Consider the following 13,651-nt stretch of genomic DNA (forward strand, 5'->3'; position numbering starts at 1 on the left):
ATGGATCAAGCGCCGGCGTCTCCAAACATATCCAGATCACCCTTGACGGGCAATCCGTACCGCAGAAACGGGGCGTCGCCAAAGGCGGACCGGACTGCGCTGCGGAGCACCTGCTCCACTTCCTCGGCCGTACCGGCCAGCATCGCCGAGTCAGCCGCCGCCCGGGCCACGTCCACGCTTATCCCACGGATGACCCGTTTCACGAGCGCCACCGACTGGGCGCCAACGCTCAGCTGGCGAACTCCCAGCCCGATGAGCGCGAACGCCATCAGGGGCTGTGATGCCATTTCGCCGCAGACAGCCACCTCCAGACCTGCGGCAGTGCCGGCCTGGACGGTACGCCGGATCAGCCTCAACACCGACGGATGCAACGGCGTGAAGCGGGCGGCCAGATTCACGTTGCCGCGGTCGACGGCGAGCGTGTACTGAACGAGATCGTTCGTACCGATGCTGAAGAACGCGACTTCGGGTGCCAGGATGTCAGCGCCGATCGCCGCAGCCGGCGTCTCCACCATAACACCCAGCGGTACGTCGCTCCGATGCTCGACACCGCGCGCGGTGAGCTCATCGGATGCTTCCATGAGCAGTCGCCGCGCGGCGCGCACTTCATCCAGCGTGACGATCAACGGCAGCATGATGCGCACGTCGCCGAACATTGCTGCCCGCAACAGCGCACGCAGCTGAGTCTTGAACAGCTCGGGCTCGTCCAGACAGACACGAATCGCGCGCCAGCCGAGGAAGGGATTCGCCTCGGTGGCATATCCGCGAATCGGCAGCTTGTCACCGCCCACGTCGAATGTGCGAATGACGACGGGATGGTTTCCGAATGCGCGCACGACGCCCTGATACGCGCGGAACTGCTCTTCCTCGTCCGGCATCGTTGCGCGACCGACGGCGAGGAATTCGGTGCGCATCAATCCCACACCTTCCGCACCACTCCCGGCAGCGGCGGCCGCCTCGTCCGGCAGGTCGACGTTCGCGCGCAGTATGATTCGCACTCCGTCCAGCGTGACCGGTTCCGCGGTCGCGATCGCGCGCATCGCCGCGTCATCCGACGCATCCCTCACCGCACGCTCGGCGTACGCCGCAATCTGCGCTTCGGTTGGATTCGGAACGACGACGCCCAGCGAGCCGTCGAGAATTACGCGATCTCCCGGATGCAACTGCGTTGTGGCGTCGCGGAGGCCAACCACCGCGGGGAGACCCAGAGACCGCGCGAGAATTGCAACGTGCGAGGTTCGCGTACCGGCGTCGGTCGCGATCGCGGCTATCGCGTCGCGATCCAGCTGCACGGTGAGACTGGGCGTCAGATCGTGCGTGACGAGTATCGCATTGGAGCCCTTCGGCAGGTCCACCGGATCGCGGTCCGCAAGACCGAGCAGCATCGACAACACGCGGATGTGCACATCGGTGAGGTCGGCGACGCGCTCACGCAGCATCTGATGCGTGTGTCGCGCGAAGCTCTGGCGCCAGTCCGCCATTACAAGGTCGAACGCCTTCTCCGCTCCGAGATTCTGTTGAATCAGAGCGCGCACGTTGTCCAGCAGTTCGACGTCGGCGAGCATTGCGAGCTGCACATCGAAGATGGCAGCCTCCTCCTCGCCTGCGTGCGCGCTGACGCGGTCCCGGATCTGGCCAAGGCGCGTCCGCGCCCGCGCGACCACGTCTTCGAATCGAGCGATTTCGGGACCGACCTGCTCGTCCGGGATGATGCGCTGCCGCACCTGTGGTACTTCCCAGCGGAGAAGATGTACCGGTCCTACGACGATCCCTGGCGAGGCAGGCAGACCGACAATGGCGCGCGGCACCTACCGTTCCCCGAACTTTGTCGCCACGAGTTCCGCCAGCGCATCGATCGCGGCGTCCGCATCCGGTCCCGTAGCGCGCAGAATTATCTCCGAGCCGCACTCGGCGGCCAGCATCATCACTCCCATGATGCTCTTGCCGTTCACCTCGAGATCGTCGCGTACGATTGTAACATTGCTGGCGAACTTTCCGGCCGTCTTGACGATCTCGGCGGCAGGTCGCGCGTGGACTCCGTTCTTGTTCACGATCGTAACCGTTCGCTCCGCCATCAACGTGCCACCGAGTAGAGGACAAAGATCGCCAGCACTCCGAGCGCGGCGCGCCAACCCGTTGCACGTGCGCCGAAACGAGCAAGAATGACGGCGCCAATCACCGCGACGACTGCAACACCACCGGCGAGAACGCGCCCCGGTCCAATGATGCGCTGCAATGCGAGTGGCAGGATCAGTCCGGCAAGCACCGCCGAAATTCGTGCCAGCGCGGCGGGCCACTCTCTGAAAACCGGATTGGCAAGCGCGGGCGCGACACGCATTCCGCTTCTGAGTCCGACACGAAGCCCCCACGCCCTCAGCGCGACATGGCCAACATTGTAGACGCCAAGAAAGATACACACCACCGCCAGCGGGCCGGCTCCGAGCGCGAACGCTGCCAGAGCGATGAGCGAGCACAGCGGGAGCCAGCCGGCCCAGACAAGCTGGTCACCTACGCTGCCAAGCGGACCACAGAGAGCGGTCCTGAATCGCTCGATGCGGGCGGGGTTCTCGCCATCCAGCTCCGCCCGCGCGAGCGATCCCACGGCCACACCTGCGAGGTACGGATGCGCGTTGAAGTAGCGCGCCTGGCGGGCCATCGCGGAGTGGTATCGATCTTCGGGTAGATCCTTGAGCAAGGGTTTCATGCTGAACGCGATCCCGTTGCCGACCATCGTCTCGTAGTTCCACGAGCCCTGCACCGCGAAGAGCCGGATGAACGCCGCGGCGATGGCCGCCTTACCGACCGGCGCCGGAGTTCCAGGATCGCGACGCGCCCATTTGTGCAGCTGTGGTGCCGTCATTGCAGCAGCAACAGTGCGGTGCCGGCGCCGAGCCCGAGCACGAAGAGCCAACCCGCGCGCGCCGCACGGTGTGTGAGCGTCCAGATCGCGCCGGCGGCAACTGTGGCCGCGAGCGCTGTCACAACAGCGCGCGAATGAATCGCATCGACGCCCCAGATCGCGACGATCTCCTCCGACAGCGGAAATAGCACAATGAGCGCGACGAACGTCACGACGAAGCCGCGCACCAGGTCCATCGTGAGGCCGCGCAATTGCAGATTGTCAACGGCCAATGCCGAGCCGGCATCGATCGCGGTGCGCAGTTGGCGCGCCTGATGTGCATTCCAGGTTCGCACCCACACCATGCTTCGGCTGCTGAATACCGCGGTCGCGAGCGCCGTGAACATCGCGACTGGAAGTGCGCCCGCCGCGCCTGCCGGCTGGCCAGCCATCACCACTCCGCCCACGACACCAGCGGTTCCCCACTCTGCGTAACGCGATGCGCCGAATGGGAGGGTCTCGAGCGCGATCAGCTCGAGCACCGCACCGATCAGGAGTCCCGCCGCCGGCCGTCCGACGAACGCGCCGCCAAGCGTGGCTGATACAAGAGGGCGCGACAACATCATCTGCGGAAAGCTTACCATGTCCAACCCCGTCACAGCTCCCAGCAGCGATACAGGCACTATGCTGAAGAGGATGGATTCGACTGTCACGTCATGCATCCGCGCAGCAACTCTTCCAGCGAGTGACTGGGCGCAGATGGAACGTCCTGCGCGGTGACGACCACGCCCAGCTCGGCCATGCTGCGCAGATCCTGCTCTTCGCCTTTGGTGAGGAACACGTAGCGCATCTTCTGCGTGCGATCCTCACGGTGATGAATGCCGCCAACGTTGACCGACGTGATCGGCAGCGCCGCAGTGCGCGCAAGCTGCAACATCGCTTCCACGGTTCCCGTGAGCACCATTCCCGTGCGCCGATCGGACGCGTATTTCGCGATCTCGCGCGCCGCGTCGCTCGTTGACGCGAAATACACATCCATGCTCGGCGGAACACCGAGGCGGTAGAGCTCCTGTTCCCAGTCGGATTCTGCGACCGCGTCGTCGACCAGAAGGATGAAGCCAAGATCCAGTGGCTGCCCCCAGCCAACGACGACCTGTCCGTGTATCAATCGGTCGTCGATTCGGTAGAGCGCTATCGGCATTCAGATCCCGACGGAGGCAATGGCTGCGCGCCCCTTCTCGACCGCACGTGCGGTCGATTCACCCGCGGGCATCTGCGCGTCGCAGAAAACGAAGTCCATCAGCGCGGCAAGGCTGACGCCGGTTACGACGATGAGGCCCGGGGTATCGTGCTGCACGCGGCGCGCGGCAAATGTCGCGCTGCCGCCGGGCAGGTCAGTGAACACCACGTTCACGCCGTGCAATGCCAGCAGATCGCGCAGCCCGCTCTCGATCTCCGCGCGTCCCAACCCGACGTTGGAGAAAGGAATGAGAGCATTGCCGCGTCCGGTTATCTGTTCGACCGCCGAGACCAGACCGCCTGGAAGTGCGCCGTGTCCGGCGACAATCGCGCGCGGCGCGACGTCAGGATCCATCTACTCGACATCCTCCTGCAGGTAGCGCCGGATCGCTGATGCCTTCTGCATCCGTTGAATCAGGCGCTCGTTGAACTGTTCCGCCGGATTTATTCCGGAGTAGTGCAGAAGATGGTTCATTGCAATCACCTCCGCTATGACCGTGATGTTCTTTCCGGGATTCAGCGGTATGGTGATCTTGGGAATCTCGACGCCCAGGATGCTCGCCGTGGAGGTGTCGAGACCGGTGCGTTCCACCGGCGCGTTGCGATCCCAGGTCTCGAGATGCACCACAACTTCGATGCGCTTCTGCTGCCGCACCGAGCGAATGCCGAAGATGGACGGGATGTTGATGAGCCCGACGCCCCGAATTTCCATGTGGTGTGCCGCCATCTCGTGCGCGCGGCCGATGAGCAGGTCGTGGCCGCGCCGCGATACGATTACCAGATCGTCGGCAACCAGACGATGGCCCCGCTCGACGAGATCCAGCACGCACTCCGATTTCCCGATTCCGCTCGCGCCGGTAAAGAAGAGGCCCACTCCGTAAACGTCAGCGAGCGAGCCATGCAGCGTGGTTGTCGGAGCAAATAATTCTTCCAGCGCCGGTTTCACGCCACTGTAGAATTGTGCCGTCGATAGTGCCGTCCGAATCAGCGCCGTTTCGGCATCACGCGCCTGCTCGCGCAATCCGTCCGGTGGCTCCTGGCCCTTGGTGATGAATACGGCCGGAAGATGGAAGGAGAAGAACAGCTTGATGATCTCCTCGCGCCGCGCGGAATCGAGCGAGTTGAGATAACTCACCTCCGTCTCGCCGAGTACCTGAAGCCGATCCGATACGAAGCGTCCGACGTAACCCGACAGCGCCAGGCCGGGACTGGAAATTTCCGGTCCCGGTAGATGGCGCTGGAGTCCCACGCCGCCGCCCAGATCATCGAGTTGCAGCGGGTCGGCGAGCCGTTCAAACAGCTCGCCGACAGTGGGATGGCGCGTCACGCGCGCAGCTCGGCCTCGTGAACCTGTTTCTTCTTCGCAGTCTTGAGGCGGCGAATCTGCGCATCCAGCTTGGCGATCGCGTTGGTCAACGCCGGCTCGTGATACTTCCCTTCACCCTTTGCGACGAGATTGTCGAAGTGCGGTGCACGCAGCACCAGTTCCACGGTTTTCTTGACGCCGTCCTCGCTCACCCAGACGTCGGCGTCGACTGGTCTGCCGAGATGCTCCATCAACTTCTGAACTCCTTCCTCCGCTTTCATGCGAAGCCCGTCCGTGATCTCGGCCTGATGTCCGTGGAATTGGATATCCATGCTACGCTCCCCTGGCTACATGTTGGAGATGTGCCAACGTCTCTGCCGCTGCGCGTTCCCATGTGAAGGTTTCGGCGAAACGGCGCGCGTTGGCTCCTAAGGTCGTGACGAGCTCTGGTGAATCAAGCAACCCTCTCATGGCAGCCGCATATGCAGCCACATCCGAACCCGGAACAAGAAAACCGGTATCGCCATCAACCACCGACTCCCTGATGCCAGGCGAGTCCGCGGCGATCACCGGTGTACCGCACGCTGCTGACTCCAAGTTACTGATTCCCCAGCCCTCTTTGGGAGAGGCAAGAACAGTCGCCCATGAACGCCGCAACAGATCCCGCTTTCCCACTTCCGTGATATACCCCAGGAACCGAACCCGGTCCTCGATGTTGAGTTTGGTCACGAGTGATTCCAGCCGGTCACGATCATCACCCTTGCCTGCAATCTCCAGGCGAGCTTCGCGCGCATCGAGCAAGGCGAAGGCTCTCACAACGAGATCGACCCGTTTGTAGCGCTTCAACCTGCCCAGATAGGAGAATAAGGGAGTTTCCGAACGTACGTTCGGATCAGGCGTGAGGGTCTCGACATCGACTCCGTTGTATATGACCTCGATGCGATCGGCGGGGATGCCGCGAACTACCAGGTCGTCGCGGGTGCTCTGGCTGACTGCCTGAAACGCAACGCCACGGTAGCCGATGCCCAGGGGGCGTTCGGCGAGCCACGTCGCCGCGGCAACCGGCAGCGACTCCTCCCGGAACGCAGTCGTGCCGAACAGATGGTGCGTGATGACCACGAGCTTGCGCGGCTTCCACCGCGGCGTATAGAGCGGAATCTTGTTCAGATCCTCGACGACGATGTCGTAGTCGTGTTTCGCGACCAGCGCCTGGTATGCACTGTGGGCGTGAAGCGGGAAGGAAAAACGCGAGCCGACGCGATGGACGTGAATTCCATCCAGTATGACGTCGGTCGCAGCGCCGGCGAACCCGCTGCACAACAGATCGACTTCGTGACCGCTGTCCACTATGCGGCCGAATACTTCGTGCAGATGCAGCTCCGCGCCACCAGCATGCGGGTTCTCACGATCCTGCCAGTTGATGACGAGGATGCGCAACGGTCAGAGCATACCCTGCTGGCGCGCGTACGCGTCGAGCACTCCGTTCACGAAGCGCGCGCTCTGCTCGCTCCCGTAACGCTCTGCAAGCCGGACTGATTCCTTGATCACGACGCGCGGTGGCGTGGTGCCCTGCAACAGTTCGGCGATCGCGAGTCGCAGCACCGATCGCTCGATCGCGCCGATGCGGCTCAGCCGCCAGTTCGTCGTTACGGCACTCAGCGACCTGTCGATCTCCTCGCCGCGTGCCATCAGGATGCGAACGAGGAATCCGGCAAATTGTTGCTCTTCCTGTGATACGACGAGGTCGTCCCACACCTGCTGCGCAACGCGATCCAAAGCGGTGCCATCGCGCATGTCCCACGCATACAACGCCTGCAGCGCGCGTGAGCGCGCGCGCGACTCAACCCTCATCGGCTGGCTCGATCTGATCCAGGACGTCGGTCGTCTCGAGCGCCGCTACAGCGGCATCCCAGCCCTTGTTTCCGTGTACGCCTCCAGCGCGAGCGAGCGCCTGATCCATGGTGTCGCAGGTCAACAGCCCGAAACCGATCGGGATTCCGGCATCGATGCACACCAGCGCGAGGCCGCGAGACGCCTCACCCGCAACGAAATCGAAGTGCGGTGTATCGCCCCGGATGACCGCGCCAAGTGCGACGAGCGCATCGTAGCGTCCGCTCTCGAGCGCGCGGCGCGCGGCGAGCGGCAGCTCCCACGCGCCGGGCACCCAGACCACATCGATGTCGTCGAATGCCACCTCGTGCGCGACCAGCGCCTCCAGGGCACCGTCGACGAGCGGACGTGTGATCGTTTCGTTGAAGCGACTCGCGACGACCACTACACGTCGCCCCGAGCCGCGCGGTGTTCCGTTGAACTCTGCCATTGATTTCGTTTAGGTGCGTTGCACGCAGTTGCAGGCCGTCGCAGTTACGACGCGAGCAGATGCCCGAGCTTCGCCTGCTTTGTCTTCAGATAATGCGCGTTTTCGCTGGTGGACGGTGGCACTATCGGCACTCGGTCATCGACCGTGAGCCCGTATCCCTCCAGTCCGATGAGCTTGCGCGGATTGTTCGTCATCACGCGCATCGAGCGCAGGCCGAGATCGAGCAGTATCTGCGCGCCAATTCCGTAGTTGCGCAGGTCGGGACCGAAGCCGAGCGCCTCGTTCGCCTCGACGGTGTCCTTGCCCTCGTCCTGTAGCTGGTAGGCCTTGAGCTTGTTCAGCAGGCCGATGCCGCGCCCTTCCTGATCGAGATATACGATGACACCCCGCCCTTCCGCCTGGATCATCTCCATCGCCGTGTCGAGCTGCCAGCCGCAATCGCAGCGCTGCGAGTGGAACACGTCGCCGGTAAGGCACTTGGAGTGCATTCTGACGAGCACGCCCGACTCGCCCAGTACATGTCCATGTACGAGCGCCACGTGCTCGTGTTGATCGACGTCGTTGCGATAGCCGATGATGCGCCACTCGCCATAATTCGTCGGAAGGCGTGCCTCCGCGATGCGATGCACCAGTCGCTCGGTGCGCAAGCGGTACGCGACGAGCTGCGCAACCGTGACGAACGTGAGCCCGTGCTTGCGAGCGAAGAGCTCCAGCTGTGGCCTCCGAGCCGCGCTTCCGTCCTCGTTGAGTATCTCGCAGATGACTCCAGCGGGACGCATGCCGGAAAGCCGCGCAAGATCGATGGCCGCCTCGGTGTGACCCACGCGTTGCAGCACGCCACCCTCGCGTGCACGCAGCGGAAATACGTGGCCCGGACGTCTGAGATCGCCACGTGTCGTGCTCGGATCCACCGCGACTCTGATCGTCGCGGCGCGATCGTGCGCGCTGATGCCGGTCGTGACGCCAAAGCGAGGCGCAGCATCGATGCTGACAGTGAACGCAGTGCGTTGCTCCTCGGTATTGAAGTCGCTCATCTGCGGAAGGTCGAGATGATCGGCTCGTTCGCCAGTCAACGCGAGACAGATGAGTCCGCCCGCCTTCCGAATCATGAAGTTCACGCCTTCAGCCGTTATGTGTTCGGCGGCGCAGATCAGATCGCCTTCGTTCTCGCGATCGTCGTCGTCAGCTACAATCACCATCTTGCCCGCCGCGATGTCGCGCAGCGCCTGCTCGATGGTTCCAAATCTGGGTTCAGGCAATTCGGACTCAGGCATCGACCGTCTCCGTATATGGGGTCAACAGCCGCCGCACGTACTTCCCGATCATATCAGCTTCAATGTGAACGCGCGCACCGGGGCGCAGATCGCCAAGAGTGGTGTGGCGCAACGTGAAGTCGATGAGTGATATCTGAAGAACGCGATCCGCCGGCAGAGCATTGACGGTGAGGCTGACGCCATCCACCGCGACGGAGCCGACGGGAACGAACGACGCGAACATGTCAGCCGACACATCGATGTCGATTAGGAGAGCATCGGCGTCACGCCGTACTTCGCGCACGACGCCGACCTCATCCACATGTCCCTGGACCAGGTGGCCACCGAGGCGGTCGCCGAGCCGCATGGCGCGCTCGAGATTGACGCGTGTGCCGACAGTCCAGCCGTCGATCGCAGTGCGGCCAAGCGTGGTGACGATCGCCGCGGCGGTGAACCATCCATCGCCCGATTCTCGCACCGTGAGACAGGCTCCGTTCACCGCTATGCTCTCACCAGAGACAAGGGCTTCGTAACCAGCACGAATCCGAAACTCCCGACCCGCGTCCGTATCGGCGACGCGGTCGATGGTTCCGACCTCATCAATCAGTCCAGTAAACATTCTTCAAACAGCGTGCAGGGCATAAATAGTCATCAGGTCGTCGCCAAAGGCCTGGCGACGCAGTACCGGGATCCGGCGGACGTTCTCCGCTCGGCGAGGCGACGTCGAAGAGAATGCCGCCAACGCGCCTCCACCCAATACTATTGGTGCCTGAAAGATAACCAGCCTGTCCACCAGCTCCGCGTCGAGCAGCGCCGACGCGAGTGATGCGCCGCCCTCGACGAGCAGCGAGCGGATGCCGCGTGCCCGTAATGCTCGGAGCGATGCGGCAAGATCAGCCACGCGAACGAACGTAACGGCGTCCGTTTCTTCTAGAACGGACGTTCGACCGGCCGACAACCTGGCGTCTGGGTCGAAGACCACGCGTACAGGCGGCACTCTCGGTTGGATCGGGCCACGCACCGTCAACGATGGATGGTCCGTGGCGTAGGTCGTGGCCCCGACGGCGATTGCGTCCACGTTGGCGCGAATACGATGGACTTCGGCGCGCGACTCCTCGTTCGTGAGCCAGGCTCGGGTGCGCTTGGAGTCCGCGATCGCGCCGTCGATGGAGAGCGCCAGCTTGAGCGTCACCCACGGACGATCCGACACGTACGAGTGAAAGAATGGCGCGTTGAACTCCCGCGCTTCATGCTCCAGCAAACCGACCTCGACGTCGATGCCGGCTGCGCGCAGCTTCTCCGCCCCACCGCCAGAATCCGCGCCGGGATCGCGCGCAGCTATGACGACGCGCGCAATCCCCGCTGCAATCACCGCATCGGAGCATGGCGGCGTCTTGCCCGTGTGATTGCACGGCTCGAGCGTGACGTACATCGTCGCGGCCCGTGCGGCACTTCCAGCGCGCGCGAGCGCGTTGACCTCGGCATGCGCTTCGCCGTACCGCTCGTGCCACCCCTCACCGACTATTTCGCCGTCGCGCACCACGACTGCGCCGACCAATGGATTGGGCGCAGTCTGTCCCCAGCCACGCTCTGCAAGTGCCAGCGCGCGACGCATGAACTGTTCGTCGCGCGCATCGGCCATGCGCTCAGATTCCGAATCGAACGCCAAGTGCGCCGTAGGTCTGAGCCGAGCCGGGGGCAGCGCCTGCGAACGAGTTGTACGTCGGAACGTCTACCGAGTTCGTGCGGCCAATCTCGCCTATGAACTTGATGATTGGGAAGTTGAGTGTCGCGTCCAGGAAGTACGTCGTGCGGGTGAGCTTCTGCTTCATGGATATCGGGCCGAGCGATTCGCCAGGTGTACCCACGCCCGCCACGCCACGTGCAGCAACGTAGCCGCTTCCGGTTGCGCTGGAGCTGTAGCGGTCCTGTCCCACGCCCGCTGCGAGGCCGAGCATGAGGAGACTCTTGCTCGCAACCAGCCTGTAGGAATCGGTGTTGACATCGATGTTCTTGAGATTGAGCGTGTCGCCGCCGCCGTCGTTGGCTGCAAGGTCGACTGTTGGAAGGCCGCGATGCAGATACGTGACCGAGATCCCAGGGAACAGTATGCTTTCCTGAATGATTCCAACGCGCACACCGCCACCGAATTTCACGGATCCGTTCGGTGTGGTGATATGCACGCCGGACGCATCGAGTGAAGGCAGATAGCTGACGCTGCCGAGCAGGTCGATTCCGCCGACGTTCGTAACGCCAAGCGGAAGTCCACGAAACAGTCCGATCGCGACGTCGGCCTGTGGGATGCCTGCAATCTGCGACTGTGTCGGATATTCATCCGAACGAGCACCGGTCGTCGCAGGTGTGACCTGGTCGACGCGCGGGATGTTCGAATTGACCACGTTCGCGCGCCCGCTGATGTAGATGTGACCGAGGCCACCGAGCGTGCCGCCTACGCCGAGCGTCGCGTTACCACCGGAAATGATGACGCCCAATTGCGGCGCGAGATACTGGAAGACGTCGATCGCCTTCTGGCACGCATCCTGGGTTACGACGGAAGAGCACTGCGCGTTCACGGTTGTCTGCGCGGCAATCGGCACAGAGGGGACGAGCAACAATGCCGCGATGAGCGGCCCGATATTCGATGACTTGAGCTTCATTGACTCTCCTGACGGGACCTATTCGAGAATAACGCGTCCGAAGCCCGGACGAACTTCGCCGAGTCTCCATGCAGCAATTCCCGCGCGCGCTGCGTGTTGAATGACTGGCGCTACCTCGCTGCCGTCACACACCACGACCATCCCGACACCCATGTTGAACGATCGGAACATCTCGCTGACCGGGACATCTCCCGCACGTCCCAGTTCGCGGAACAGCACTGGCACTTCCCAGCTGGCGAGGCTTACGATCGCGTCCAGCGTGGGCGGCAGAGCGCGGTCCAGATTGCCGGGAATACCGCCGCCTGTTATGTGTGCCATTGCGTGCACCCGATCCAGTACCGGACCGACCGCGGCAAGATACGACGCGTGCACGGCGAGCAGCGCATCGGCGACTGTCACGTCCATCCCGGGAAACGCATCGGTGGCCCGAAGCTTCATCCGGTCGTGAACGATGCGTCGCGCGAGCGAATATCCGTTCGTATGCAAGCCCGTGCTTGCCAGAGCTACAAGTGCGTCGCCGTCGCGAACGCGGTCGGGGCCGAGCACTGAATCTTCGCTCACACAGCCGACTATGAAACCCGCGAGATCGTAGTCCGGTGGCGTGTAGATACCCGGCATCTCCGCCGTCTCGCCGCCGAGCAGCGCGCAAGCGTTTTCATTGCAGCCGGCTGCAACACCCGATACCACGGCTTCCACGATCGCGGGCTCGAGCTTGCCGAACGCGACGTAATCGAGAAAGAAGAGAGGTCTTGCTCCCTGCACGAGGATGTCGTTCACGCAGTGATTGACGAGATCGTGTCCGACAGTGTCGTGCCGTCCAGCTTCGATCGCGACTTTGGTCTTGGTGCCAACACCATCCGCGGACGCGACGAGGAGTGGCTTCGCGACGTCCGTAGGAACGCGGAACATCCCGCCGAACGCTCCGAACGCGCCGCGGACACCAGCGGTGTACGTCGATTCGACGAGCTTCCTTATCCGGCGCTTGGCGTCATCGCTGGCATCGATGTCGACGCCGGCCGCGCGGTAGTCGAGCGGCGCACCTGCATCGTTCGCGTTGACGCGCGGATCACTCGTCACGCGCTCACATCCTCCTCGAATGCAACCAACTGCTTGAACGCGTGCAGGCGCTGGTCCAGCTCCGCGCGCGTAACTGTCATCAGCCGTTCGATCGAGAACTTCTCCACGGCAAACGACCCCATCGCCGATCCGTAGATCACCGCGCGCCGCATGTTGGCGTCGCTCAGATCGCCCGTGCGTGCGAGATAACCGATGAAGCCACCGGCGAAGGAATCGCCCGCCCCTGTGGGATCGAACACCGACTCCAGCGGATACGCCGGTGCGAAGAAGATGTTGTTCTCGCGGAACAGAAAAGCGCCGTGCTCGCCTTTCTTGATGATCACGTGCTTGGGGCCGTGCGCCATTATCCACCGCGCGGCCTGCACGAGGTTGCTCTGCTCCGTGAGCTGACGTGCTTCTGCGTCATTCAGCGTCAGGAGATCCACGTGTCCGAGCAGCTCGATCAACTCGGGCCGCCGGCTCTCGATCCAGAAGTTCATCGTGTCGGATGCGACGAGGCGCGGACGCTCGACCTGCTTGAGTACAGCGAGCTGCAGTCGCGGATCGATGTTCGCGAGAAACAGGAAGTCGGGTTTGGCAAAGCGCGCGGGAATTTTCGGCTCGAAATTCGAGAACACCCCCAGATGCGTCTCGAGTGTCTCGGCGGAATTGAGGTCGTGACGGTAACGTCCGCGCCACCGGAACGAGCGGCCGTCGACCTGCTCTATTCCTCCCAGGTCGACATTGCGCTCCTCGAGCTCGCGCAGACGCGCCATCGGATAGTCGTTGCCAACGACACCGACGACCTGCACGCTGGTCAGATGACTCGCGGCGGCGGAGAAAAAAGTTGCGGAGCCGCCGAGCACGTCATCGGCCTTGCCGAACGGCGTTTCGACGGAATCCAGCGCGACCGATCCAACGACGAGGACGGACATCAGAGTTGTGTGAGAGTTATTGACAGCGTACCGCTTGCGATCTGGT

17 protein-coding genes are annotated in these 13,651 nt (G+C 63.1%); all 17 read right to left on the reverse strand.

Annotated elements, in window-relative coordinates:
* Window positions 1-5: 5 nt before the first annotated feature.
* From ptsP to V4529_09320, 17 genes are read right to left on the reverse strand one after another with little or no spacing between them, the layout of a single operon-like run.
* A complete protein-coding gene (gene ptsP, locus V4529_09240; protein MES2358512.1) occupies window positions 6-1,808 on the reverse strand; it encodes a phosphoenolpyruvate--protein phosphotransferase in 1,803 nt (600 codons plus the stop codon).
* Window positions 1,809-2,075, reverse strand: coding sequence for an HPr family phosphocarrier protein (locus tag V4529_09245; protein MES2358513.1), 267 nt, complete (start codon window positions 2,073-2,075; stop codon window positions 1,809-1,811).
* Complete coding sequence (locus tag V4529_09250; GenBank protein MES2358514.1) at window positions 2,075-2,860, reverse strand: PTS system mannose/fructose/sorbose family transporter subunit IID; 786 nt, start codon at window positions 2,858-2,860, stop codon at window positions 2,075-2,077. Before V4529_09250 ends, V4529_09245 begins: the two co-directional genes overlap by 1 nt.
* Window positions 2,857-3,552, reverse strand: coding sequence for a PTS sugar transporter subunit IIC (locus tag V4529_09255; protein ID MES2358515.1), 696 nt, complete (start codon window positions 3,550-3,552; stop codon window positions 2,857-2,859). Before V4529_09255 ends, V4529_09250 begins: the two co-directional genes overlap by 4 nt.
* Entirely contained in the window at window positions 3,549-4,040 is a 492-nt protein-coding gene (locus V4529_09260) for a PTS sugar transporter subunit IIB (GenBank protein ID MES2358516.1), read from the reverse strand. Before V4529_09260 ends, V4529_09255 begins: the two co-directional genes overlap by 4 nt.
* A complete protein-coding gene (locus V4529_09265) occupies window positions 4,041-4,433 on the reverse strand; it encodes a hypothetical protein (protein MES2358517.1) in 393 nt (130 codons plus the stop codon).
* The gene (hprK, locus tag V4529_09270) at window positions 4,434-5,405 is read right to left on the reverse strand and encodes an HPr(Ser) kinase/phosphatase (GenBank protein MES2358518.1); all 972 of its coding nucleotides are present in this window, start codon (window positions 5,403-5,405) and stop codon (window positions 4,434-4,436) included.
* Window positions 5,402-5,716, reverse strand: coding sequence for an HPF/RaiA family ribosome-associated protein (locus V4529_09275; protein MES2358519.1), 315 nt, complete (start codon window positions 5,714-5,716; stop codon window positions 5,402-5,404). The genes hprK and V4529_09275 overlap by 4 nt, the downstream gene beginning before the upstream one ends.
* Before the next feature lies 1 nt (window position 5,717).
* Window positions 5,718-6,821, reverse strand: a complete 1,104-nt coding sequence (locus V4529_09280) for a glycosyltransferase family 4 protein (GenBank protein MES2358520.1) — start codon at window positions 6,819-6,821, stop codon at window positions 5,718-5,720.
* 3 nt (window positions 6,822-6,824) lie between these two features.
* Window positions 6,825-7,235, reverse strand: coding sequence for a transcription antitermination factor NusB (nusB, locus tag V4529_09285; protein ID MES2358521.1), 411 nt, complete (start codon window positions 7,233-7,235; stop codon window positions 6,825-6,827).
* Window positions 7,225-7,704: a 6,7-dimethyl-8-ribityllumazine synthase gene (ribH, locus tag V4529_09290; protein ID MES2358522.1), complete on the reverse strand. Its 480-nt coding sequence runs from the start codon at window positions 7,702-7,704 to the stop codon at window positions 7,225-7,227. The genes nusB and ribH overlap by 11 nt, the downstream gene beginning before the upstream one ends.
* A 44-nt stretch (window positions 7,705-7,748) precedes the next feature.
* Window positions 7,749-8,978 carry a bifunctional 3,4-dihydroxy-2-butanone-4-phosphate synthase/GTP cyclohydrolase II gene (locus V4529_09295; GenBank protein ID MES2358523.1) on the reverse strand — a complete coding sequence of 410 codons (1,230 nt, stop codon included), beginning with the start codon at window positions 8,976-8,978 and terminating at the stop codon, window positions 7,749-7,751.
* The gene (locus tag V4529_09300) at window positions 8,971-9,576 is read right to left on the reverse strand and encodes a riboflavin synthase (protein MES2358524.1); all 606 of its coding nucleotides are present in this window, start codon (window positions 9,574-9,576) and stop codon (window positions 8,971-8,973) included. Before V4529_09300 ends, V4529_09295 begins: the two co-directional genes overlap by 8 nt.
* Before the next feature lie 3 nt (window positions 9,577-9,579).
* Complete coding sequence (ribD, locus tag V4529_09305; GenBank protein ID MES2358525.1) at window positions 9,580-10,599, reverse strand: bifunctional diaminohydroxyphosphoribosylaminopyrimidine deaminase/5-amino-6-(5-phosphoribosylamino)uracil reductase RibD; 1,020 nt, start codon at window positions 10,597-10,599, stop codon at window positions 9,580-9,582.
* Between the two features lie 4 nt (window positions 10,600-10,603).
* Entirely contained in the window at window positions 10,604-11,614 is a 1,011-nt protein-coding gene (locus V4529_09310) for a hypothetical protein (GenBank protein ID MES2358526.1), read from the reverse strand.
* A gap of 18 nt (window positions 11,615-11,632) precedes the next feature.
* Window positions 11,633-12,691, reverse strand: coding sequence for a phosphoribosylformylglycinamidine cyclo-ligase (purM, locus tag V4529_09315; protein MES2358527.1), 1,059 nt, complete (start codon window positions 12,689-12,691; stop codon window positions 11,633-11,635).
* Window positions 12,688-13,605 carry a PfkB family carbohydrate kinase gene (locus tag V4529_09320; GenBank protein ID MES2358528.1) on the reverse strand — a complete coding sequence of 306 codons (918 nt, stop codon included), beginning with the start codon at window positions 13,603-13,605 and terminating at the stop codon, window positions 12,688-12,690. Before V4529_09320 ends, purM begins: the two co-directional genes overlap by 4 nt.
* Window positions 13,606-13,651: the final 46 nt, after the last annotated feature.

It is taken from the genome of Gemmatimonadota bacterium (assembly GCA_040388625.1).
GTDB lineage: Bacteria > Gemmatimonadota > Gemmatimonadetes > Gemmatimonadales > Gemmatimonadaceae > Fen-1247.

Excerpts from the sequence above, each read along its gene's own strand:
- ribH (MES2358522.1), bottom strand. The coding sequence starts at position 7,704 with ATGGCAGAGTTCAACGGAACACCGCGCGGCTCGGGGCGACGTGTAGTG.
- V4529_09265 (MES2358517.1), bottom strand. The coding sequence starts at position 4,433 with ATGGATCCTGACGTCGCGCCGCGCGCGATTGTCGCCGGACACGGCGCA.
- V4529_09260 (MES2358516.1), bottom strand. The coding sequence starts at position 4,040 with ATGCCGATAGCGCTCTACCGAATCGACGACCGATTGATACACGGACAG.
- V4529_09300 (MES2358524.1), bottom strand. The coding sequence starts at position 9,576 with ATGTTTACTGGACTGATTGATGAGGTCGGAACCATCGACCGCGTCGCC.
- V4529_09275 (MES2358519.1), bottom strand. The coding sequence starts at position 5,716 with ATGGATATCCAATTCCACGGACATCAGGCCGAGATCACGGACGGGCTT.
- V4529_09320 (MES2358528.1), bottom strand. The coding sequence starts at position 13,605 with ATGTCCGTCCTCGTCGTTGGATCGGTCGCGCTGGATTCCGTCGAAACG.
- V4529_09250 (MES2358514.1), bottom strand. The coding sequence starts at position 2,860 with ATGACGGCACCACAGCTGCACAAATGGGCGCGTCGCGATCCTGGAACT.
- V4529_09245 (MES2358513.1), bottom strand. The coding sequence starts at position 2,075 with ATGGCGGAGCGAACGGTTACGATCGTGAACAAGAACGGAGTCCACGCG.
- V4529_09295 (MES2358523.1), bottom strand. The coding sequence starts at position 8,978 with ATGCCTGAGTCCGAATTGCCTGAACCCAGATTTGGAACCATCGAGCAG.
- V4529_09310 (MES2358526.1), bottom strand. The coding sequence starts at position 11,614 with ATGAAGCTCAAGTCATCGAATATCGGGCCGCTCATCGCGGCATTGTTG.
- nusB (MES2358521.1), bottom strand. The coding sequence starts at position 7,235 with ATGAGGGTTGAGTCGCGCGCGCGCTCACGCGCGCTGCAGGCGTTGTAT.
- ribD (MES2358525.1), bottom strand. The coding sequence starts at position 10,599 with ATGGCCGATGCGCGCGACGAACAGTTCATGCGTCGCGCGCTGGCACTT.